Origin of the sequence: Marinibaculum pumilum, assembly GCF_042646425.1 — a bacterium.
Taxonomy (GTDB): Bacteria; Pseudomonadota; Alphaproteobacteria; order Ferrovibrionales; family Ferrovibrionaceae; genus Marinibaculum; species Marinibaculum pumilum.
In genome coordinates this window covers 418,104-439,344 of record NZ_JBHRTR010000028.1, presented here as the reverse complement: position 1 = coordinate 439,344, position 21,241 = coordinate 418,104, and the positions used below count along the sequence as shown (strand labels likewise).

20 protein-coding genes are annotated in these 21,241 nt (G+C 69.5%); 5 read left to right on the top strand and 15 right to left on the bottom strand.

The window, feature by feature from the left end:
• Window positions 1-91: 91 nt before the first annotated feature.
• Genes ACFOGJ_RS14700 through ACFOGJ_RS14685 form a run of 4 tightly spaced genes read right to left on the bottom strand, consistent with a single transcriptional unit; the run spans window position 92 to window position 4,335 of the window.
• On the bottom strand, window positions 92-1,030 hold the full coding sequence (locus ACFOGJ_RS14700) for a polysaccharide deacetylase family protein (RefSeq protein ID WP_379901651.1): 939 nt from the start codon (window positions 1,028-1,030) through the stop codon (window positions 92-94).
• Window positions 1,031-1,081: 51 nt separating this feature from the next.
• Complete coding sequence (locus ACFOGJ_RS14695; protein ID WP_379901649.1) at window positions 1,082-2,293, bottom strand: CaiB/BaiF CoA transferase family protein; 1,212 nt, start codon at window positions 2,291-2,293, stop codon at window positions 1,082-1,084.
• 28 nt (window positions 2,294-2,321) lie between these two features.
• Window positions 2,322-3,287: an HpcH/HpaI aldolase/citrate lyase family protein gene (locus tag ACFOGJ_RS14690; protein WP_379901647.1), complete on the bottom strand. Its 966-nt coding sequence runs from the start codon at window positions 3,285-3,287 to the stop codon at window positions 2,322-2,324.
• A 7-nt stretch (window positions 3,288-3,294) separates the two neighbouring features.
• Complete coding sequence (locus ACFOGJ_RS14685; protein ID WP_379901645.1) at window positions 3,295-4,335, bottom strand: alcohol dehydrogenase catalytic domain-containing protein; 1,041 nt, start codon at window positions 4,333-4,335, stop codon at window positions 3,295-3,297.
• 314 nt (window positions 4,336-4,649) lie between these two features.
• Between ACFOGJ_RS14685 and ACFOGJ_RS14680 the strand changes: the two genes are divergently transcribed.
• A complete protein-coding gene (locus ACFOGJ_RS14680) occupies window positions 4,650-5,456 on the top strand; it encodes a GntR family transcriptional regulator (protein ID WP_379901643.1) in 807 nt (268 codons plus the stop codon).
• Window positions 5,457-5,484: 28 nt separating this feature from the next.
• Here ACFOGJ_RS14680 and ACFOGJ_RS14675 read toward each other — a convergent pair whose 3' ends face one another.
• Complete coding sequence (locus tag ACFOGJ_RS14675) at window positions 5,485-5,940, bottom strand: GFA family protein (RefSeq protein ID WP_379901641.1); 456 nt, start codon at window positions 5,938-5,940, stop codon at window positions 5,485-5,487.
• A gap of 164 nt (window positions 5,941-6,104) precedes the next feature.
• On the opposite strand from ACFOGJ_RS14675, the gene ACFOGJ_RS14670 reads away from it, so the two are divergent.
• Window positions 6,105-7,538, top strand: coding sequence for an FAD-dependent oxidoreductase (locus tag ACFOGJ_RS14670; RefSeq protein WP_379901639.1), 1,434 nt, complete (start codon window positions 6,105-6,107; stop codon window positions 7,536-7,538).
• 9 nt (window positions 7,539-7,547) lie between these two features.
• Here ACFOGJ_RS14670 and ACFOGJ_RS14665 read toward each other — a convergent pair whose 3' ends face one another.
• The 8 genes from ACFOGJ_RS14665 to ACFOGJ_RS14630 form a co-directional block, all read right to left on the bottom strand.
• Window positions 7,548-8,126 carry a MarR family transcriptional regulator gene (locus ACFOGJ_RS14665; protein WP_379901637.1) on the bottom strand — a complete coding sequence of 193 codons (579 nt, stop codon included), beginning with the start codon at window positions 8,124-8,126 and terminating at the stop codon, window positions 7,548-7,550.
• Window positions 8,119-9,030: a diguanylate cyclase domain-containing protein gene (locus ACFOGJ_RS14660; RefSeq protein WP_379901635.1), complete on the bottom strand. Its 912-nt coding sequence runs from the start codon at window positions 9,028-9,030 to the stop codon at window positions 8,119-8,121. The genes ACFOGJ_RS14665 and ACFOGJ_RS14660 overlap by 8 nt, the downstream gene beginning before the upstream one ends.
• Before the next feature lie 14 nt (window positions 9,031-9,044).
• Window positions 9,045-9,494, bottom strand: a complete 450-nt coding sequence (locus ACFOGJ_RS14655) for a response regulator (RefSeq protein WP_379901633.1) — start codon at window positions 9,492-9,494, stop codon at window positions 9,045-9,047.
• The gene (locus tag ACFOGJ_RS14650) at window positions 9,491-11,761 is read right to left on the bottom strand and encodes a sensor histidine kinase (protein ID WP_379902541.1); all 2,271 of its coding nucleotides are present in this window, start codon (window positions 11,759-11,761) and stop codon (window positions 9,491-9,493) included. The genes ACFOGJ_RS14655 and ACFOGJ_RS14650 overlap by 4 nt, the downstream gene beginning before the upstream one ends.
• A 127-nt stretch (window positions 11,762-11,888) precedes the next feature.
• Window positions 11,889-12,512, bottom strand: coding sequence for a sarcosine oxidase subunit gamma family protein (locus ACFOGJ_RS14645; protein WP_379901631.1), 624 nt, complete (start codon window positions 12,510-12,512; stop codon window positions 11,889-11,891).
• Window positions 12,505-15,534, bottom strand: a complete 3,030-nt coding sequence (locus ACFOGJ_RS14640) for a sarcosine oxidase subunit alpha family protein (protein WP_379901629.1) — start codon at window positions 15,532-15,534, stop codon at window positions 12,505-12,507. The genes ACFOGJ_RS14645 and ACFOGJ_RS14640 overlap by 8 nt, the downstream gene beginning before the upstream one ends.
• On the bottom strand, window positions 15,531-15,812 hold the full coding sequence (locus tag ACFOGJ_RS14635) for a sarcosine oxidase subunit delta (protein WP_379901627.1): 282 nt from the start codon (window positions 15,810-15,812) through the stop codon (window positions 15,531-15,533). Before ACFOGJ_RS14635 ends, ACFOGJ_RS14640 begins: the two co-directional genes overlap by 4 nt.
• 10 nt (window positions 15,813-15,822) lie before the next feature.
• Complete coding sequence (locus tag ACFOGJ_RS14630; protein WP_379901625.1) at window positions 15,823-17,082, bottom strand: sarcosine oxidase subunit beta family protein; 1,260 nt, start codon at window positions 17,080-17,082, stop codon at window positions 15,823-15,825.
• A 278-nt stretch (window positions 17,083-17,360) separates the two neighbouring features.
• Between ACFOGJ_RS14630 and ACFOGJ_RS14625 the strand changes: the two genes are divergently transcribed.
• From ACFOGJ_RS14625 to ACFOGJ_RS14615, 3 genes are all read left to right on the top strand, one after another.
• The gene (locus tag ACFOGJ_RS14625; protein WP_379901623.1) at window positions 17,361-17,789 is read left to right on the top strand and encodes an ion channel; all 429 of its coding nucleotides are present in this window, start codon (window positions 17,361-17,363) and stop codon (window positions 17,787-17,789) included.
• Between the two features lie 25 nt (window positions 17,790-17,814).
• Window positions 17,815-17,943 (top strand): hypothetical protein, encoded by a 129-nt coding sequence (locus ACFOGJ_RS14620; protein WP_379901621.1) that lies wholly within the window; start codon window positions 17,815-17,817, stop codon window positions 17,941-17,943.
• 89 nt (window positions 17,944-18,032) lie between these two features.
• Window positions 18,033-18,596 carry a hypothetical protein gene (locus tag ACFOGJ_RS14615; RefSeq protein WP_379901619.1) on the top strand — a complete coding sequence of 188 codons (564 nt, stop codon included), beginning with the start codon at window positions 18,033-18,035 and terminating at the stop codon, window positions 18,594-18,596.
• A gap of 23 nt (window positions 18,597-18,619) precedes the next feature.
• Here the strand turns inward: ACFOGJ_RS14615 and ACFOGJ_RS14610 are convergent, their stop codons facing one another.
• Both ACFOGJ_RS14610 and ureC read right to left on the bottom strand, forming a co-directional pair.
• Window positions 18,620-19,507 (bottom strand): urease accessory protein UreD, encoded by an 888-nt coding sequence (locus ACFOGJ_RS14610; protein ID WP_379901617.1) that lies wholly within the window; start codon window positions 19,505-19,507, stop codon window positions 18,620-18,622.
• A gap of 2 nt (window positions 19,508-19,509) precedes the next feature.
• Window positions 19,510-21,222, bottom strand: a complete 1,713-nt coding sequence (gene ureC, locus ACFOGJ_RS14605) for an urease subunit alpha (RefSeq protein ID WP_379901615.1) — start codon at window positions 21,220-21,222, stop codon at window positions 19,510-19,512.
• Window positions 21,223-21,241: the final 19 nt, after the last annotated feature.

Genomic DNA, 21,241 nt, shown 5'->3' with positions numbered 1-21,241 from the left:
GCCGGCGCCCCATGTCCGGCAGCCGTCCCGCCCTGGCCCCCGCCCGGGCCGGGCGGGGCGTGCTGCGGTCGCGGGCTGCCCGGGGCGGGGATCATGCGGAGAAGTTCTCCCCGTGCTTGAGCCACCAGTTGGCGATGTCGATGCGCCGGCAGAACCAGACCCGGTCATGACCCAGCGCATGCTCGATGAACTCGCGCAGGGCATGGATCCGGCTGGCCTGGCCGATCAGCCGCGGATGCAGGCCGACCGACATCATCCGGGGATGTGTCTCGCCCTCCGCATAGAGCTGGTCGAAACCGCGCTTCAGGTTGTCGGCGAAATCGGTCGGCGAGCCATAGGCCGGCAGCGCGCCGAACTTGCCGTCGTTGTAGGTCATCGAATAGGGCACCACGAGGTGCCGCTTGCCGTTCACGTCGACATGGTAGGGCAGGTCGTCGTTATAGGCGTCGGAATCGTAGACGAAGCCGCCTTCCTCGACGATCAGCTCGCGGGTGTTCACCGACGGCCCGTAGCGGCAGTACCAGCCCTGCGGCCGCTGGCCGGTGGTTTCCCGGATCGACTCGATCGCCCACTGGATATGCTCGCGCTCCTCCTCGCGGCTCAGCTTCCAGACCTCCTCCCACCGCCAGCCGTGGCTGCAGGGTTCGTGCCCGGCCTCGGCTATCCAGGCGCCGACCTCCGGGTTCAGCTCCAGCGCGGCGGCGCAGGCATAGAAGGTGACCGGCAGGCGGAATTCGGTCAGCAGGCGCTCCAGCCGCCAGATGCCGGCCCGGCTGCCATATTCGAAGACCGATTCCACGCACAGGTCGCGGTACTGCGGGTCCATGTCGTAGATCAGCTCCGCCAGTCCGTCGTTGCGGCCATCGCCGCCGGGATGGCTGTATTCCGACCCTTCCTCGTAGTTGATCACCAGGCTCACCGCGATCCGGGCATCGCCCGGCCAGCGCACCCGGGGCACATGCCGGCCATAGCCGGGCATGTCGCGCCGCGGTCCCGGCACGTCGGCGAATGCGAACGGTTTCCTGGTCATCTTCCCTGCCCTCCTGCTGCCCTGTCCTGATGCCGCGCAAGCCGCCTGCCGTCAGATCACTCCGCGCTCGCGCAGCGCGGCGATCCGCTCCGGGTCGAGGTTCAGCAACCCGCCCAGGATCTCCTCGGTATGCGCGCCGAGCTCCGGCCCCAGGCTGTCGATCCCGCCCGGCGTGGCGCTCAGCCGCGGCATCACCTCAGGCACAGCCACCTCGCCCAGCAGGTCGTGCGCCACCCGGGCGATATTGCCGCGGGCGGCGTATTGCGGATCCTCGAAGATCTCCGCGATCGACAGCAGCGGCCCACAGGGCACCTGGCCGCGGTCGCACATCTCCATCAGCTGGTCGCGGTCATATTTCTGCGTCCAGGCGGCGACATGCGCGTCCACCGTCGCGCGCTCCGCCTCGCGCTTCTCGATCGTGCCCCAGCGGCCGTCGCCGCCCAGCTCCGGCTCTTCCATCAGGTCGGCCAGGCGCTGGAAGATCTTGTCGTTGGTGCATGCGATCGCGATCCACTTGCCGTCGCGGGTGGGATAGTGGCTGTGCGGCACGACATTCACCGTGCCCGGCCCCATCCGTTCCCGCACATAGCCGCGATAGGCATAGGCCGGCGTCAGCTCGTCCAGGATCCGGAACACCGATTCATAAAGGCCGATATCGACATACTGTCCCTGGCCGGTGCTCTCCGCGACCCGTAGCGCCATCAGCGCGCCCACCGCGCCGTAGATGCCCGACAGATAGTCCGGCAGCGTGGCGCTGCCGGGGGTGACCGGCGGCCGGTCCGGATAGCCGGCCAGGTAGGAGATGCCGCCGAAGGCATTGGCAATGCGGCCGAAGCCGGGCCGGCCGCGATAGGGGCCGGTCTGGCCATAGGCGGAGATCCGCACCATCACCAGGGCTGGGTTGATCGCCTGCAGTACGTCCCAGCCCAGGCCCCAGCCCTCCAGGGTGCCGGGCTGGAAATTCTCCACCAGGACATGGGACTGCGCGACCAGGTCCTTCAGGATCGCCGCGCCTTCTTCCGTGCGCAGGTCCAGGGTCAGCGACTTCTTGTTGCGGCTTTCCGACAGCCAGGGCAGGGTCATGCCCGCCTCCGTCGGCGTGCCGAACTTGCGCAGGGGACAGCCGGTCTTCGGCAGCTCGACCTTGATCACCTCGGCGCCGAACTCGCCCAGCAGGGTCGCCGCCGTCGGGCCTGCGATGAAGGTGGCGCAGTCCAGGACGCGCACGCCGCTCATCGGCCGGGCAGCCTCCGCACCGCTCATGCCATTCCCTCCGTCCGATGCCGCTGGCTCACGCGCCTGCTCCCTCTGCCGTTGCGACCTGCGCCGGGCCCGTCGCGCCGGCCGCTGCCGTCCGCGCGTCCAGTTCCTCGGCCAGGGCGATGATGCTCTTCGCCTTCAGCACGATCGGATAGTCGATGAAGACACCGCCGACGGTGATCGCGGCGGCGCCACGCGCCTCGGCGGCGGCGAATTCCGTCACCACCTGGCGGGCGAAGGCGACCTCGTCCGGGTCGGGGGCGAAGATCCGGTTCGCCACCGGCACCTGCGCCGGATGGATGCAGACCTTGCCGCCATGGCCCAGGTCGCGCGCCACCCGGCAATCCCCTTCCAGCGCCTCCAGGTCGCGCACCGCCAGGTGCGGCCCGTCGATCGGGCGCGGCAGGCCGGCGGCGCGGGCGTCGTAGACCAGCTTCGCCCGGCCATAGGCGATCGCCGCCGACAGGTCGCCGCGGATCGTCGGGATGCCGATATCCTTGCCCAGGTCGCCGGAGCCGAAGCCGATCGACACAAGCCGCCCGCCGGCGGCGCAGATGTCGGCGGACACGGCAATGCCGGCACAGGTCTCCACCAGGGCGATGATGCCGATGGCGCCGGGCTGCAGCCCGGCTTCCGCCTCCGCCGCGTCCAGCACCTGCGACGCGCGCGCCAGGTCGCGCGGACTCTCCACCTTCGGCAGCACGACAAGGTCCAGGTCGGCGCAGGCGATGCTGCGCAGGTCCTCAACCGTCAGCCCGGTGTCGTAGGCATTAACCCGCACGCAGGCCAGCGGTCCGACGCCGCGCGCCCGGCGCTCCGCACGCAGGGCGGCCAGCGCCTGCCGCGCGGCGCCGCGGGCGGCGGCCTTCTGGTCGTCGGCGACCGCATCCTCCAGGTCCAGCACGACGGCATCGGCGCCGCTGGCGCCCAGCTTGCCGGTCTTGCGCGGCTCGTTCGCCGGCGCGAAGAGCAGGCTGCGGATGATCGGCGCCCTCATCCCCTGCTCATTCCTTGCCCTCCGGCAGCATCACCATGCGGCCGAAGAAGTTGCGGCTCTCCATCACCTCCTGCGCGGCGCCGGCCTCGGCCAGGTCGAAGGTCTTGAAGATCACCGGCTTCAGCTTGTCCTGCGCCACCAGGTCCAGGACGGTGGAGACGATCGCCCGGGTGGAGCGGCCGCAGCCATGCATCGAGATGTGCTTGCGGAAGAACTCGATCATGTCGATCTCCACCTGCTCGCCGGCATGGGCACCGACGGTGACGATGCGGCCGCCATCGGCGGTGGCCGCTACGCAGTCCAGCAGGCGGTCGCCGCCGACCATGTCGAAGGCGATATCGACACCCAGACCGCCGGTCAGGCCGTAGACTGCCTCGCCGATATTGGTGGTGGCATAGTTCAGGACCTCGTCCGCCCCCAGCGCGCGGGCGGCGGCGAACTTCTCGTCGGAACCGGTGGTGGCAATGACATGGGCGCCGGCCAGCTTGGCGACCTGGATGCCGGCCGAGCCCACGCCGGAGCCGGCGGCATTGATCAGCACCGTCTCGCCCACCTGCAGGCGGCCGACATCGATCAGTGCCTCCCATGCGGTGGCAAAGGGCACCTGCGCGGCCACCGCCTCGGCAAAGCCGAGCCCGTCGGGCAGCCGCACGACATTGTTCTCGCGCACCTTGGTAAATTCGGCATAGGTGCCCCAGGTGGTGACACCCAGGACCTCGCCCTTCAGGCAGATATTCTCACGCCCCCGCAGGCAGTTGCGGCAGGTGCCGCAGCTCAGCAGGAAGTGCGGCGCCACCCGGTCGCCGGGCTTGAAGGCGGTGACCCCGGGACCCACGGCCTCGACCGTGCCGGCGCTGTCGACGCCCATCACATGGGGGAAGGACTGTGCCACGCCGAAGATGCCGCGGCGGACATCGGTGTCGCAGTGGTTCACGCCGGTGGCATGATTGCGGATCAGGACCTCGCCATAGCCGGGCTCCGGCGTCGGCGCCTCCTCGTAGCGCAGCTCGTCGAACCCGCCATAGCCCTTGAGGACGATCGCCTTCATGCCGTCAAGCCTCCCCTTCCGCGAACGGATGCGGCCACCGCCGGCCGCGCCGGATGCGGGCCTGCGGCGCCGGGGCCGCGAACATGTCCGGCATTGGCCGCCCGCGGGAGCTGTCCTATGATCGTAGGCGCCGCCCGGCGGGCTTTCCATGCCCGCGGCCATAAGTACGTACTTATCCTTGCACTCGGCCAGCAGTGTGTAAAGCTGTGTGGCGGACCAGAGCGGTGCATGGAGGATCCGACCGGAATGCCCTGTCGGAAATGTGCGTACTTATGCATGCCTGCGACCGGACACGCCCCTGCAGGGCACCGGCGGTGACGGCCGGGCCCGGAGACGGGGACCGGCCGGCCGCGGCGACCGGCAGCGGGCCCGCCGATGCCGCGCCGCTCGCGCCGGCTACGGGGGAGCCGCCGCTCTACCTGAAGGTCGCCCATCGCATGCTGGAGCAGATCCAGCGCGGCGACTATCCGGTCGGCACGCTGCTGCCGACCGAGGTGGAACTGGCGGCGCTCTACGGCGTCAGCCGACAGACGGTCCGCCAGGCCATCGCCCAGCTGCGGCAGAAGGGCCTGGTCTCCGCCCGCAAGGGCGTGGGCACGCGGGTGGACTCGATCCGCGCGGCACGGCGGTTCAACTATTCCGTCCAGTCGGTGGAGGACCTGTTCAGCCTTGCCGCCGATACCGAGATGCAGGTGAAGAGCCGGACCCCCTTTACCGCGCGCGGCCGCAGTGCCGCCCTGCTGGGCTGCCGCAGCGGTCATCGCTGGCTGCATCTGGGCTGCCTGCGCGTGATCGCGGGCGAGACCCGGCCCCTGGCCTGGACCGACATCTATGTCGACGGCCGGCTGGCGCCGATCCTGAAGGGCCGGAGCCGCTTCCGCTCCGCGCTGTTCGCGCTGCTGGAGCAGCAGTCGGGCGAGACGGTGGTCGAGATCCAGCAGGAGATCCGCGCCATCACCCTGGACCCGGTCTATGCCGGGCGGCTGGCGGCGGAGCCGGGCGCCGCCGCGCTGCAGATCACGCGGCGCTACTTCTCCACCGGCCGGCGCCTGATCGAGGTCTCGGTCAATACCCTGCCGGCGGACCGCTTCTTCTATTCGGTGGAGATCTTCCGGGAATAGCCCCCAGCGGCCCTCTTCCAGGCGGCCGTCACCCCTGCGGCGGCAAGGCGTCGATCGCCGCGCGTTCCAGCTGCGGCAGGTCGTCGGGAACCCGGTAGTAGCCCGCCGCGTCCGCCGCATGGATCTGGCCGGCAAGGCTCAGCCCCTCGACATCGTCCAGTGCGCCGGCGAATACCGCGACATGGTCGCGCTCGTTCAGCTTGAAGAACAGGGTCGACCCGCAGGTGCCGCAGAAGGCCCGGCGCGCCTTGGCCGAGGAGGCGTACCAGCGCAGCCCCTCCTCGTGCAGCAGTCGCAGCCGCGCCTCCGGCACCTCGGTCGCCGCGGTGAAGTGCCCCGACATCTTGCGGCACTGCCCGCAATGGCAGGCGATGATCGGGCGCAGGGGCCCCGCCACCTCGAAGCGCACCGCGCCGCAGGCGCAGCTGCCCCGCCGGACCCCCGACACGCGGCCGGATGCGGCATTCCCGTCTGTCTCGGACATGGCTGCTCTCCCCGTTCGGCTGTACGACACGCCCCCCGATACCATCGCGGCCCGGCGGTGCCGAACGAATTTCCCTGAACAGGGCATTCACGCATTGCAATGAGGCGGTATTGCCCCATGATCATTATCATAATAACTATTCGCCGATTTCGCGGAGGCGAGCGATGAGCAGCAACGGTCCCGACGGGCCCCAGGCCCCGATGCCTGCGATTCACGAGGAACGGACGGTGCCGGTGGAGCATGACGCCGACATCGTCGTCGTGGGCGCCGGACCTGGCGGCTTCGCCGCCGCCCTGCAGGCGGCGCGGATGGGCGCGAAGGTCATCCTGGTGGAGAAGTTCGACATGCCCGGCGGGGTCCATACCTCCGGCCTGCAGGGCTCCGCCGGTGCCGGAGTCGGCGGCATTCACAGCGAGTTGATGGCACGCTTCGCCGACGAGGGCCTGATCTATACGGCGACGGAGAAGACCCATCCGGACTGGGCCGGCAATCCGCTTTCGCACTACGAGCGGTTCAAGACACCGGGAGATCCGTTCACCCGGATGACCTTCAATCCGGAAGGTGCCGGCTGCGTGATGAGCCAGATGCTGGAGGAGGCCGGCGTCACCGCCCTCTACCAGACCCGGTTCGTCGACTGCGTGATGGCGCAGGGCCCGGGCGACGACCGGATCCGCGCCATCGTCGTGGAGAATGCCAGCGGCCGGCAGGCGATCACCGGCCGCATCTTCATCGAGGGGTCGGGCACCGGCGAACTGGTCGCCCGTGCCGGCGCCCCCTTCGTCCGCGGCGGCGGCGGCCAGCCGGACACGGCGGCCTGGGACGGCGTGGCGCGGCCGATCCCCGGCGGCCTGCTGTGGTTCATGAACAATGTCGATTTCGACGCCGTAGTCCGCCACCAGCGCGACGCGCAGGACCCGCTGCTGGAGAAGGTGATCGCGGAGGCGCAGGCCGCCGGCGACCTGCCGGCCGACCTATACCGGCCGCGCATGGCCGGCAGCAACATCTATGGCGACTTCTATATCGGCCATCCCACCGTGGACATGAGCCCGATCGCCGCCGACGGTACCTACTGCTTCTGGCAGAACGTGCCCTACGAACTGGCGCTGCACATGGACGAAAGCGCCGCGGACGAGGCCCTGGCCACCCGCCTGCTGCGCGGCTTCGTCGCCGCCGAGGCGGGCTTCCTGAGGAAGTATGTCCCCGGCTTCGAGAATGCCGCGATCGCCGGCGTTGGCCGCTATGTCGGCGTGCGCGACGGCCGCCACCCGGTCGGCGAGCATGTCTTCAGTCTGGAAGATGCGCGGGCGGAGCGACGCTTCCCCGACGCCGTGACCCGGCCGATGAAGAAGGCGTTCCACTGGGACGGCCACCGGCCCTACGAGATCGAGGTGCCGTTCCGCTGCTTCCTGCCGAAGAAGGTGGACAATCTCATCCTGACCGGCGCCTCGCTCTCCTTCACCTACGACACGATCTTCATGGTGATGCGGAACTTCCCCTGGTGCAGCCAGACCGGGGAGATCGCCGGCTTCGCCGCAGCCCGCTGCATTGGGCAAAAGATCGGCCCGAAGGAACTGGACTGGTCGCAGCCCTACTTCTGACGGGCCGGGTCAGGCCTCCTCGTCCGCATCGCCGCCGTCCGTGTCGCCGCCCTCCGTGCGGCCGCCGTCTCGAGTCGATCGTGGCGCGGCCCCCGGCAGGCTGTCGGGGTCGGTGAGGTAGGGGTGCCGCTCCGGCAGGGTGACGATTTCACCAAGCAGTTCGGTGAGCGCCAGCAGGCTGGGCCGGTCCACGACCTGCCGCAGCTGCGCGGTGCGGGCATCCAGGGCCGCGCCGACCTGCATGCAGAGCCGCCGCCCGGCCGGGGTCAGCACGACTTGGGCCCGGCGCTGGTCGCCATCCACGGCCAGCCGGTCCAGGTAACCCGCCATCCGCATCTCGTTGAGCACGCGGGAGACATTCGGCGGGTGCATGAAGGCCTGGCGCGCCAGCTCCGAGGGTTCGAGCCTGTCCGCGTCGTAGAGCGCGCGTAGCACCCGCCACTGCCGTTCCGTCAGCCCTGCCGACCGGAACAGCGGCCGGTAGAGCTGCATGACCGCCTCCCGCGCCCGCAACAGCATCACTGGTAGCGCGTTGCCCAGACTGGCATTGGGCCGCCAGTCGTCGCCACCATCCTCCCGCTCAGCCATCGGCCACTCCAGCGCCCTTGATGGTCCGCTTCCGTGCACTCTTGATCCGATACATCGCCTCGTCGGCCAGTCGCAGGAGTTCCGCGCAGCTTCGTGCATCGCACGGATACAGGGCCAGCCCGGCGCTGATACCGGCACTGACCCTGATGCCGCCGAGGTCGAACGGCGCACCGTCGATGGCCGTGACGAACCTATCGACCGCCGTCTGCGGCACCGCAGGTTCGCCACGTTCGAGATCCTCCAGGATCGCCACGAATTCATCACCGCCAATCCGGGCGAGCAGATCGCTCTTGCGCAGGCACCCGGCGAGGCGCGCCGCCGCCTGCCGCAGCAGTTCGTCGCCTGCCTCATGGCCATGCGTGTCGTTCACGGATTTAAGGCCATCCAAGTCCATGAATGCGATACCGAAGGCAATGTCATGCCGTTCCGCGCGATGCGCCAGATAGTCCAGTCGCTCATTGAAAGCACGACGATTGGGCAGACCCGTCAGTTCGTCGACCGACGCGCTTCGCAGGGCCTCCGTTTCCTGCCGTTTGGCGTCCAAGGCCTCGCCGATGGTCTTAGCGAGAAGAGCCGTCGAGATCTCCGACTTGCTGACATAGTCCGCCGCGCCCCCCTTCAGCGCATCGACGGCCACTCTTTCGTTTCCCGACCCGGTGATCATCACCATCGGCAGGTCGGGATGGCGCATGTGGAGTTCCTGAATAAGGTCCAGCCCGCTGGCCCCCGGCATCGAGAAGTCGAGCAGAACGCAGTCAAACGAATCTGCCTTCAGGCATTCCAGACCCTGCTCCGCCGACTCCGCCTCTACCACCTCCGAGACATCCAGTTCCGTTGTCCGCCGCAGATTGCGCCGGATCGCCTCCCGATCGTCAGGACTGTCGTCAATCACCAGGATACGCATGGCCGGCCCCGTCTCTAGGCCTTCGGCAGCAGAGCGACCTGCAGCCAGTAGTCCTTGAGTACGCCGACGGCCTTGAAGAAGCCGTCCAGTTCGACCGGTTTCTTGATATAGGTGCTGGCGCCCTCCGCGTAGCAGTTGTGAATGTCCCAGTCGTCGTCAGAGGTGGTGAGGACAACAACGGGGACCGTCCGCGACGATTCGTCGGCCTTGATCGCCCGGAGCACCTGCCGCCCGTCCACACCGGGCATGTTCAGGTCCAGCAGAACCAGCGCCGGCCGCGGACCGGGCCCGGGATTCCCATCGCTGCGTGGCGCCAGAATGTAATCCAGCGCCGCCTGCCCGTTGTCGAACCGGACGATTGGATTGGCCACATCCGTTCCCCGCTTCAATGCGCGCATCATCGCCTCGCAATCATCGTCGCTGTCGTCGACGATCAGGATCGGGTTCAAGCCGACATCAGTCATGTCTCTGCCTCCGGCAGGTCGAAATAGAAGGTCGTGCCCTCGCCTGGCACCGACTCGAAGCGCAGGGTGCCGCCATGCCGCTCCACGATCTTGCGGGCGAAGCTCAGCCCCGCGCCGGTGCCCGGTCCGTAGGCTTTCTCGTTGTGAAGCCGCTTGAAGATCTTGAAGACCGCGTCGCGGAATTCCTCGGCGATGCCGATGCCATTGTCGCGGACGAAGTAGGAGCCGGCCTTTCCGCCGCCGGGCAGGCCCACTGCGCCGGGCGCGAAGCCGATCTCGATCAGCGGCCTTTCGCTGTCGTTGTACTTGATGCCGTTGACCATCAGGTTGTGCAGGAGGCTGACGATCCGCGTCCGATCGGCCCGTGCCGGTGGCAGCGGCAGGATCAGCCGGACCTCGGTGTCGCGCTCCGCCAGCAGGTCAGACAATCCATCCCTTACTTCTGCGACGAGCGCCTCCATATCGATCTTCTCCACTGCCAGTTCCGCCCGGCCGAGACGGGAGAAGTGGAGCAGATCGCTGATCAACTGCTCGGCCTTGCGGCACAGCAGGCGTATGCGGTCGATGCGCGCGCGGCTATCCTCGTCGATCGCCTCGCCGCAATCCTCCGCTAGGAACTGGACGTGGTTGCTGATCGCCCGCAGCGGCTCCTTCAGGTCGTGGGAGGCGATATAGGCGAACTCCTCCAGGTCCTGATTGCTCTTGCGCAGTGCCGCGGCCTGAGCCGCCAGCCGGGCCTCCATCGCCTTGCGCCCGGAGATGTCGCGCATGACGCCGCTGAACAGACGCTCGCCGCTGACCTGGATCTCACTCACTGCAAGCTCCAACGACAGGATGCGACCGCTGCGATGGCGTCCGGAAATTTCGCGCGTAACGCCGATCGCGTCGCCGGACTTCTCGCCGGCAGTCTGCCGCAATTCCCGGTCGACCTCGCGGCGGTCCGCATCGGGTATCAGCATGCCGATCTTGCTGCCGATCGCTTCGGACGCTTCGTAGCCGAAGAGCTTCTCGGCCCCGTGATTGAAGTCCCGCACCCTGCCCGTGGCATCGACCGTAACCAGCCCGTCTACCGTGTTGTCCATGATCGTGCTGAGGCGGGCCAGCGACTTCTGCTCCGCCATCTGCGCTGCCTCCAGTTCGGCCAGCAGGCTGGCGAAAGCGCGTGACAGGTCGCCGATCTCGTCGTGCCGCCCGACCGGCAGGCTCAGACTGGTGGTGCCCGGCCGGTAACCCCTGATCGCGGCGATGGCCTGCCGCATCGGCCGCGAGAATTGTCGCGCGGCCGCCATCGCAAGCAGTGCCGCCATGACAACCAGGCCGCCGGAAAGTGCGAGGATCGTGCTGTTGGTGCTGTCTGCCGATGCAAGCACCGTCGATTCCGGCCGCGCCAGCACGATGGTCGCCGAGCGGCCGGGGCCGATTGCGCCCTCAAGATCGAAATGCGCCTCGCCGACAAGCTCGCCGTCGCCGGAACTGGCCGCCGGCGCGCGATAGTCGGCCGCGCCGGCAACCGCCAGCGGCAGGACGCGGCCGTCCTTGTCCCGCTTCAGATAATCCCCCGACCCGGTGACCACATAGATGTCGCCCGGAACCGCAACGGCCGTCAGGGCATTGCCAACCAGGGCCTGATAGTCCGCATTGATCACGATGAGGCCGTACAGTATGCTCGCCTCATCCCGCATCTGGCTGACAACACGGATGACCGGCAGGTCTAGCTGGACCCTGCCATGGTCGTAATTCGGGGTGACCTGAGAGAAATAGACTTCGTCCGCTGCGGCGGACATGCCCTCTCGCACATAGGGGCGGTCGCCCTTGGCCTGGAGGTCTCCGGCCGCGACGGCAAAGATCCGACCGGCCGACCGATCAACACGCACGAGTTCCATTCCGCCATCGGCGAGTGCGATGAAGCGCATCTGAACGTAGGCTGGCCGGCGCTGCAGGATCGCGCGGAAGATCGTCTGCAGCCGGTCGCGCCACTCTGCGGTCGTCGAACCGTCCACAGGGTCGATGCCGCCGTTGCGGCTGGCGCGGACGATGCCCTGAAAGGGCGGCATCTCCCCGATCGCCGTGGCGTCGGTTCGCATTCGCTCGTAGGCGATCTCGATCTGCGGGGCGATCAGCTGCGCCTCGTTGTCGAGCGAGGCGTAGGCGTGCCGGAGACTCAGCTGCCGGACCCAATAGTAGTTGAAACCGCCAAGCAATACGGCGGCGAGGACGGCGATGCCGCAGGTGAACAGGATATACTTGGTCCCGAGGGACACACGCATGTCGGGCACTCATTCTGTTCCCGCCGGTCACCAGCAGGAGCCTGCCGCTACGAGGGGCGGACACATTCAGACTACGATCGGGTGGTAAAGGAGGGCTTAATCCGTCCGGCCGATCGCCCGCCGCCCCTCATGCCAGGGCAATGCAGCCCGGCTCCGCCGGTGCGATGGCCACGCCATGTTCCGCACAGGCCTCTCGCATCCAGGCCGCGAAATCCAGCGCCAGGCTGCGATAGACATAGAGGTCGTAGACCTCCGGCGCCCGGGCCAGAAGGGTCACGCCGACATGGTGCACCACCGACTGCGCTACCCGGCCGACCGGGCTGGCGGCAGGGTCCAGGTCCAGGTCGAGTCCCTTCAGCAGGACCGCCGCCGCCGGCGGGCCGGCCAGGCGGATGCCGCAGCGGCTATGGCCCAGGTCGACCACCGCGCCGAGTTCCGCCGGCAGGCAGTCCCGCAGCCCCGGCACCGGATCGACGCCGTCGGCCAGGACCAGGAAGCGGCCCGGGGCGGTGGCTGCCAGAAGGCAGGCGCCGCCGATCCGGAACAGGCCCGACGCCGGCGGCAGCTCCATGCCCGACCAGTCGCGCAAGGCTGCCGTGCCCTCCGCCGCCCGCTGCGGCCAGAACGCCACTTCCGCGCAACCCGCCGGGCGCAGCTCGCGCAGCAGCAGGGGCGCCGGCCGCCCGGCCATGGCGGGACGGCGCGGAAACAGCTCCGGAAAGACCGGCTGGTGCGGCGCAGGATCAGCCATGCATCCGGCTCCCCTCCGGGTCCACGAAGCAGGGCGCCACCACCTCGACCCGCTGGCTGTCCCAGCGCAGAGGGTCGGCAGCGGTCAGGGTCTCTCCCATGCGCGCCCGCCCGCCGGCCAGCAGCGCCAGCGCGACATAGCCTTCCGTCGCCGGGCTGTAGGTGGCGGAGGTGACATGGCCCAGGCTGGGCCCCAGCTTGTGCTGCTCCGCCGTGCCACGACCCGGCGGTGCCAGCGCAGCGACGAGATGCGCGCCGGCGCGCAGCGCCCGGCCCTCCAGCGCCTTCAACCCCACCAGCACCCGCCGGTCCGGCGCGGTCAGGCCGGGGCGGTCGATCAGGGCACGGCCGATATAGGGCTTCTTCGTCGACACCATCCGCCCCAGACCCAGATCGTCCAGGGTGGCGCGGCCGTCGAGTTCGGGCGCGGAAACATGCCCCTTCTCGATCCGCAGGGTGCCCAGCGCCTCGGTGCCGTAGGGCATGATGCCCTGCGGTTTGCCGGCCGCGATCAGGGCCTCCCACACCGGACGGCCCAGATGAGCCGGGGCATAGACCTCAAAGGCCAGCTCGCCCGAGAACGACAGCCGCGCGACCATCACCGGCATGCCGGAGAGGGTGCCGGCGCCGACCGCCATCATCGGAAAGGCGGCATTGCCCAGGTCCAGGTCTGTCACGCAGGCCTGCAGGACCTGCCGCGAACGGGGTCCGGCCACCGCCATCGCCGCCCACTGGTCGGTGACGGAGGCCAGGTGCACCCGCAGCTCCGGCCAGGCCACGGCCAGCTGGTACTCCATATGTGTCAGCACCGCGGCGGCGTTGGCGGTGGTGGTCGTCATCAGGAAGTGATGCTCCGACAGCCGCCACGTGGTGCCGTCGTCGAAGACCAGGCCATCGTCGCGCAGCATCACGCCATAGCGGGCCTTGCCCACGGGCAGCTTCGCGAAGCCGTTGGCATAGATCCGGTTCAGGAATTCCGCCGCGTCGGGCCCCTGCACGTCGATCTTGCCGAGGGTCGAGACATCGACGATGCCGACCGCGTCGCGGACATGCCGGGCTTCCCGCACATAGGCCTGCTCCAGGCTCTCGCCCTCGCGGCGATAGACCCGCGGCCGCATCCACAGGCCGGCAGCCAGCATCTCCGCACCTGCACCCACATGCCAGTCGTGCATCGGGGTGCGGCGGACCGGGCGGACATGCGCAGCCGTCGCCGTGCCGGCCACCGGCCCCAGGGCCACCGGCACGGCCGGCGGGCGGAATGTCGTCGTGCCAGTCTCCGCGATCGGTCGGCCGGTCGCCGCAGCCAGGATTGCCAGGCCGTTCAGGTTGCCGGTCCGGCCCTGGTCCGGCGCCATGCCCAATGTCGTGTAGCGCTTCAGATGCTCGACCGAACGATAGCCCTCGCGCGCGGCGAGCCGCACATCCTCCGCCGTCACGTCGTTCTGCAGGTCCACGAACGCCTTGCCGCGGCCGCGCCGCGGCGGCACTTCCCACAGGGGGGCGATGGCTCCGCCGCCTTCCGCGGGCCCCGTCCCCTCGATCGCCGGGGTCGGCGCCGGGTCGGCATCGAAGCCGGCGGCCCGTGCCGCCGCGGCGCCGGCTTCAGCACCGCTGTCCAGGCAGGCGCGCAGGCCGGCCAGGCCGGCCGCCGCCCCGGCGGTCCGCCAGCGCTCCCGCGCCGTGCCGGGCAGGAAGGCCAGGCGGTCCACATCGAAGACCGGCGGGCCGCCGGCCTGTGCCGGCAGCTGCAGGTTCGGGGTCCAGCCGCCGGCGACCAGCAGGGCGTCGGCCACCACCCGTTCCACCCGGCCGCGGGGCCGGGCACCATCCCATTCCGCGACCGACAGCCGGGACAGCCCCTTCGCCCCGCCGCCGGCCTCGCAGACGACGGCGCCGGCGCGCAGCGTGATCCCGCGCTGCGCCGCACCGTCGCGCAGGCGCTGCGGGACCTGGCCGCGGCAGTCCACGATCATCGTGACCGGCACGCCCAGATCGTGCAGGGCGAAGGCGCAGTCATGGCCGCCGTCATGGCAGGTGAACAGGACCGGGCTGCGGCCGGCCGCCACCGCCTGCCGTGCCGCGAACCGCAGGGCGGCGCCGGCCAGCATCACGCCGGGCCGGTCGTTGCCGGGAAAGACGATCGGGCGCTCCGTCGCGCCGGCGGCGATCACCACCTCGGCGGCCTGCAGCTTCCACAGGCGCTGGCGCGGCCCGGCCGATGAGCCGGGCGGCAGATGGTCGGTCAGCCGCTCCACCGCCGCCAGCCGGTTGCCGTCATAGTAGCCGACCACCGTGGTGCGCGGCAGCAGGGTGACGTTGGACAGCGCGGCCAGCGCCTGAAACCGGCCCTGACCCCAGTCGCCCGGCGCCATGCCGTCGAGCTGGCCCTGCGCCTCCCACAGGCTGCCGCCGGGCACCGCCTGCTCGTCCGCCAGGATCACCCGCGCCCCGGCCGCGGCGGCGGCGCGCGCCGCCTGCAGGCCGGCCGGACCGGCACCGACCACCAGCACGTCGCAGAAGGCGTGGCGCTGATCGTAGCTGTCGGGATCGGCTTCCAGGCTGGCGCGGCCCAGGCCGGCGGCACGCCGGATATGGCGCTCCATGTGGTGCCAGCCGCGCTGCCCGCCAGCCATGAAGGTCTTGTAGTAGAAGCCCGCCGGCAGCAGCGGCGCGACCAGGCCGGCCAGAGCGCCGGCATCCAGCTCCAGCGACGGCCAGTGGTTCTGGCTGTGCGCCACGAGGCCCTCGTAGAGCTCCACCATGGTGGCGCGGCTGTTCGGCTCGGTGCGCGGCCCCTCATGCAGGGTGACAAGGGCGCTGGGCTCTTCCGGCCCGGCGGAAAAGATCCCGCGCGGCCGATGATACTTGAAGCTGCGGCCCACCAGTGTCCGCCCGGCGGCCAGCAGGGCGGAGGCCAGGCTGTCGCCGGCCAGCCCGGTAAGATGCGCGCCGTTGAACCGGAAGGACAGCGCCTTCTCCCGGTCGAGCAGGGCGCCGCCGCTTTCCAATCGCCAGCCGCTCACCCCTCCTGCCCCCCTTCGCCGCCGCCCCAGGGGCCGATCAGCCGCACCCCGGCGACGGCATGGCTGGCCGTGTCGCGCTCCACCTCCAGCCAGGCACGGCAGCCGCCGACATGCTGCCAATGCTCGCGATGCAGCCCCTTCGGATTGCGGCGGGCATAGACCGCGCGGTGCCAGTCGGCGGCGGGGGCGTCGAGCGCGGGACGCGCCACGGTCGCATCGCCGCCATAGGCGAACTCGGCGACGGAACGGGGACCGCAGACGGGACAGGTGATCCGCATCGCCCCGCCCTCAGTGCAGCCGCGGCACCGGACCGGCGCCCTTTTCGTCCAGCAGGCGGCCGGTGCGGAAGCGGTCCAGGGTGAAGGCGGCGTTGAGCGGATGGGCTTCGTCCTTCGCCACCGTCCAGGCGAGGCACCAGCCGGCGGCCGGGGTGGCCTTGAAGCCGCCATAGTTCCAGCCGGCATTCAGGTACATGCCGGGCAGCGGGCCGGTGCAGATGATCGGGCTGCCGTCCATCGACATGTCGACCACGCCGCCCCAGTTGCGCACCACCCGCAGGCGGGACAAGGCCGGGAAAGCGGCGACCGCCAGCCCGGCCACATCCTCGAACACCGGCAGGCCGCCGCGCTGGGCATAGGAGTTGTAGCCGTCCAGGTCGCCGCCGAAGACCAGCCCGCCCTTGTCGGACTGGCTGATATAGAGATGCCCCACCCCAAGGGTCACGACGGTATCCAGCAGCGGCTTCAGCGGCTCGGTGACGAAGGCCTGCAGGACATGGCTCTCGATCGGCAGGTCCTCGATCCCGGCCAGGCGCAGCACCTCGGAGGTATGGCCGGCGACCGACACGGCGACCTTTGCAGCGCGGATCGGGCCGCGCACCGTCTCGACCCCGGTGATGCGGTCGCCGTCGCGCAGGAAGCCGGTGACGGCGCAGTTCTCGACGATGTCGACACCCAGCCGGTCGGCCGCACGGGCATAGCCCCAGGCCACCGCGTCATGGCGCGCCGTGCCGGCCCGCGGCTGCAGCAGGCCGCCCAGGATCGGAAAGCGGGCCGCGTCGGAAGTGTCGAGCCCCGGCACCATCTCCGCCACCTCGGCGCGGTCCAGCAGCACCGCATCGGCGCCGTCCAGCAGCATGGCATTGCCGCGCCGGGCGTAGGCGTCGAACTGTGCCGGCGAATGCGCCAGGTTCAGCACCCCGCGCTGGGAGAACATGACGTTGAAGTTCAGCTCCTGTGACAGCCCCTCCCACAGCTTCATGCCCATCTCGTAGAAGCGGATATTCTCCGGCAGCAGGTAGTTGGACCGGACGATGGTTGTGTTCCGCCCGACATTGCCGCTGCCGAGCCAGCCGCGCTCGAGCACGGCGACGTTGGTGATGCCATGCTCCTTCGCCAGGTAGTAGGCGGCGGCCAGGCCATGCCCACCCCCGCCGACGACGATCACGTCGTAGGACGGCTTCGGCTCCGCCTTGCGCCAGGCGGGGCGCCAGCCGCGATGTCCGGTCACGGCATGACGCAGCAGCGAGAAGGCGGAGTATCGGGTCATGCCGGCAATGGGTCAGCCCAGGATGATCGGCCCCTCGGGCCGTGAAACGCTCCCGGAAGGGTGGTCGAATGCGCGCTGCCAGACAAGCGGCATCGAAGGCCGCCCCCATGCCTGCCGCCTGCCGGTGACGCTGAAGGGGCCGACCGGCTGCACTGCCTCGCCAGGCTGCGCCCCGCCGGGGAACCCCCGGCGCCACCTGCCCATTGCGTTCTTCCGGGCCGCGGCAAACGGATGGCGCGGCCCCGCATCCCGCGACGAAACGGAAGGGGGCATTGCTCATGCTGCTCGGACTGGCACTGGGAATCTGCTCCATCGTGGCAGCGGCACTGCTGCACAACGTCCTGCTGCTGCGCATCAGCGCCCTTGTGCCGCGGCAGCGGCTGGGCAAGCACTGGGTGACCTTCTGCGTCTTCGCCCTGCTGGCGCTGGTCCATATTGTCGAGATCGTCGCCTTCGCCGCTATCCTGGCTGTCCTGTCCGCCTGGCTCTGGCCCGCCAGCCTGCCTGCCGTCGCGCCGGTCGATCTGCTCTATATCGCCGGCATCAACTACACGACCCTCGGCTATGCCCAGCTGGAGGTCAGCGGGCCATTGCGCATGGTGACGATGCTGCAGTCCCTCGGCGGCTTCATGCTGCTGACCTGGTCGGCAGGCTATCTGTACGCGGCCTGCGGCAGATACTGGCGGGACGAAGAGGCAGACCGTTGAGCGCCCCGCGCCAGCCATTTCCGTTTTGTTAAACCTGCAGGCGCAAGGTCAGGGCCGGTCCCTTTCCTGGCTGGTGGCAACCATGCTCTGCCTGCTGCTGATCCTCGCCTTCATGGCGACCGTCTACATGAACTTCGGCGCCGTGATCGGCTGAGCCGATCGGACACTGGCCGGGTCCCGCCAGCGCGGATTATTCTCCCCGCACCGCTTCAGCGGCCATTCGACAACGGGGGAAATCCGGACATGCTCGCACGTATCGCAACGCTGGTCGCAGCCGCGGGGCTGCTCGGCGCCTGCGCGGCACCTGTGATGGAAGGCGCCAGTGTCGCCAAGGATCAGGTGATCTACGACGAGAATATCGACAAGGCGAAGGCCGGCGATGCCGAAGCCCAGTACAAGGTGGGCGAGGCACTGTGCTGCAACCTGATCGGCGCCGGCAAGAAGGCCGGCCTCTATGACACCAAGAAGGCGGTGCAGTGGCTCTGCGCCTCCGCCGCCCAGGGCTATGGCCCGGCATCCTACAAGGTGGGCAAGGTCTATGCCGGCGACGTCGTCGACGGGGTCCGCTTGATGCGCCGCGCGGCCGCCGGCATCGTCGGCACGGCCGAGAACCCGCCGGTCGCCTATGCCTGGCTGCGCCAGGCCGAGGCGAAGAAGGTCGACGGCGCCAGGGACCGGGCCCAGTCCCTGTGGCAGGACATGAACCCGGCGCAGCGCAGCCAGGCGAAGGCCCTGGTTGAAAGCCCGAAGCCGCTGCCCTGCGAGTGGGACAAGGTGATCGGCGCCGAGGCCGCACCCGACGCCTGATCCGGAACAGGCGCGGCGCCCCGCTATTTCCGGCGGGGCGCCGGCGCCGTACCGAAGTGGCGGGTGAAGGACGCGGCGAACAGCGCCGCCATGGCCGCGGTGAGCAGATGGCCCGACGGTGCCAGGACCCGCACCCAGATGCCGAGCCCGCCGGGCAGTTCGTCCGCACCCCAGATGGCGCCGTCCGGCGGTATCAGGCCGGCCAGCAGGTCGACCGGATTGCCGCCGCGGAAGGCCGGGCCGATGCAATAGAAGGCGGCCTGCGCGGCATGGCCGGCGCCGCCGCCGAGGCCCGCATCCGGATCCAGGGCCGTCGGGACCGCCTGGCGGTCGAAGGCCTGCCGGTCGACGGCACGGCCCAGGCCCGGCACCTCGATCCGCACCTCGCTGAAGAAGCGGCCCACAGGCCGCATCGCGCCGCCTGCGCCCGCTTCCGGGTCATGGCCCAGCAGCGCCTCTCCCAGGATCAGGGTGGCATCGGCGGGCAGCAGGGCCGTGGTGCCGGTCGACAGCTCTGCCTCCGGGAACAGGATGGTCGGATCCGGGGTCAGGGCCAGGAAAGCTCCGCCTTCCAGGATGATCCGGGTGGCCAGACTGGCGCCGGCACCGCCATGGGCGCGATGCACGATGGTGGAGGACTGGCTGGTGACCTGGGCGGTCGCGCCGGCCGCCACCGCGATCTCCATCGTCAGCCGGTCGCCGCCATAGAGGCCGCCGGCCGCGGACTGCAGATACAGGGTCGCCAGGCCAGGCAGCTGCGGCCGGTCCAGGTAGAACGGCCGGGTCAGGTGGAAGGGATAGCGGACATACTGCCGGTGCAGGTAGCTGCGGCCGCGACCGTCGGCACGGAACTGCAGGTCCAGATGATGGGCGGCTGATTCCCACGCCGCTTCCGCCCGTGCCACCGCCACGGTCAGCGCAGCATGTAGCGCTGGGTCAGCGGCAGCCGCTCCGCCGGCGCGCAGATCGCCAGTTCGCCGTCAACGAAGACGTCAAAGGTCTGCGGGTCGACCCGCATTTGGGGAACGGCCGTGTTGTGCAGCATGTCTGTCTTTGAGATCCAGCGGGTGCCCCGCGCCGGCAGCAATGCCTTCGACATGCCCAGCCGGTCCTGCAGCCCGCCCGCGATCGCCAGCGGGTTCACGAAGCAGGCGCTGAGATCCTGCTTGGTCCGGCCGAAGGCACCCCATTGCGGCCGCATCGCCAGCGGCTCGCAGCTCATCAGGGAGGCGGCGCTGTCGCCCATCGCGCCCCACGCGATGAAGCCGCCCTTCACCACGAGCTCCGGCTTGATGCCGAAGGAGCCTGGCTTCCACAGCACCACGTCCGCCATCTTGCCGTCTTCCAGCGAGCCGACATGGTCGTGGATGCCGAAGGTGCGGGCGGCATTGATCGTATACTTCGCGATATAGCGGCGGATCCGCGCATTGTCGCCGATCCGGGTCGTTTCTTCGGGCAGGCGGCCGCGCTGCTCCCGCATCTTCGACGCCAGCTGCCAGGTGCGGCAGACCACCTCGGCGATGCGGCCCATGCCCTGGCTGTCGGAGCCCAGCATCGAGATCGCGCCGATATCGTGCAGCACATCCTCCGCCGCGATGGTCTGGGCGCGGATGCGGCTTTCGGCGAAGGCGACATCCTCCGGGATCGACGGATTCAGGTGATGACACACCATCGTCATGTCGAGATGTTCGTCGAAGGTGTTCACCGTGAACGGATTGGTCGGGTTGGTCGAAGAGGGCAGGCAGTTCGCCTCCCCCGCGACGCGGATGATGTCGGGGGCATGGCCGCCGCCGGCACCCTCGGTGTGGTACATGTGGATGGTGCGGCCGGCGATCGCGGCCAGGGTCTGCTCCAGGAAGCCGCTCTCGTTCAGGGTGTCGGTGTGCAGCTGGACCTGGAAGTCCAGTTCGTCGGCGACCGCGAGGCAGGTGTCGATGCAGGCCGGCATCGCGCCCCAATCCTCGTGGATCTTCAGTCCCAGCACGCCGGTCTCGATCTGCTCCACCAGGGAGGCGGGACGGTGCGAATTGCCGCGGCCCAGGAAGCCGAAATTGATCGGCCAGGCTTCCGAGGCCTGCAGCATCTTGCCTGTGTTGAACGGCCCGCCGGAATCGATGCCGACGGTGATCGGCCCCAGGCTGCCGCCGATCATCGTGGTGATGCCGGACGCGATCGCATGTTCGCAGAGCTGGGCTGAGTCGAAATGCACATGCACGTCGATCGCGCCCGGGGTGGCGATCAGCCCCTCGCAGTCACGCACGGTGGTGGCGGCCGAGGGGATCAGCCGCGGGTCCACCCCGTCCATGATCGCCGGGTTGCCGGACTTGCCGATGCCGACGATGCGGCCGTCCCGGATGCCGATATCGCCCTTCACGATGCCGATTACCGGGTCGATGACCACGGCATTGACCAGCAGCATGTCCAGCGCACCCTGCGCCGATGTCAGCCCCGCGGCCAGGCCGATGCCGTCGCGCAGGGTCTTGCCGCCGCCATGCAGGCATTCCTCGCCATAGACGGCATGGTCATGCTCGATCTCCGCCACCAGGGCGGTATCGCCGAGCCGGATGCCGTCGCCTGTCGTCGGCCCGTACATCTCCGCATAGCGTTCGCGGCTGATCGTCGCCATCTCGCCCCCTGTTCCTGGC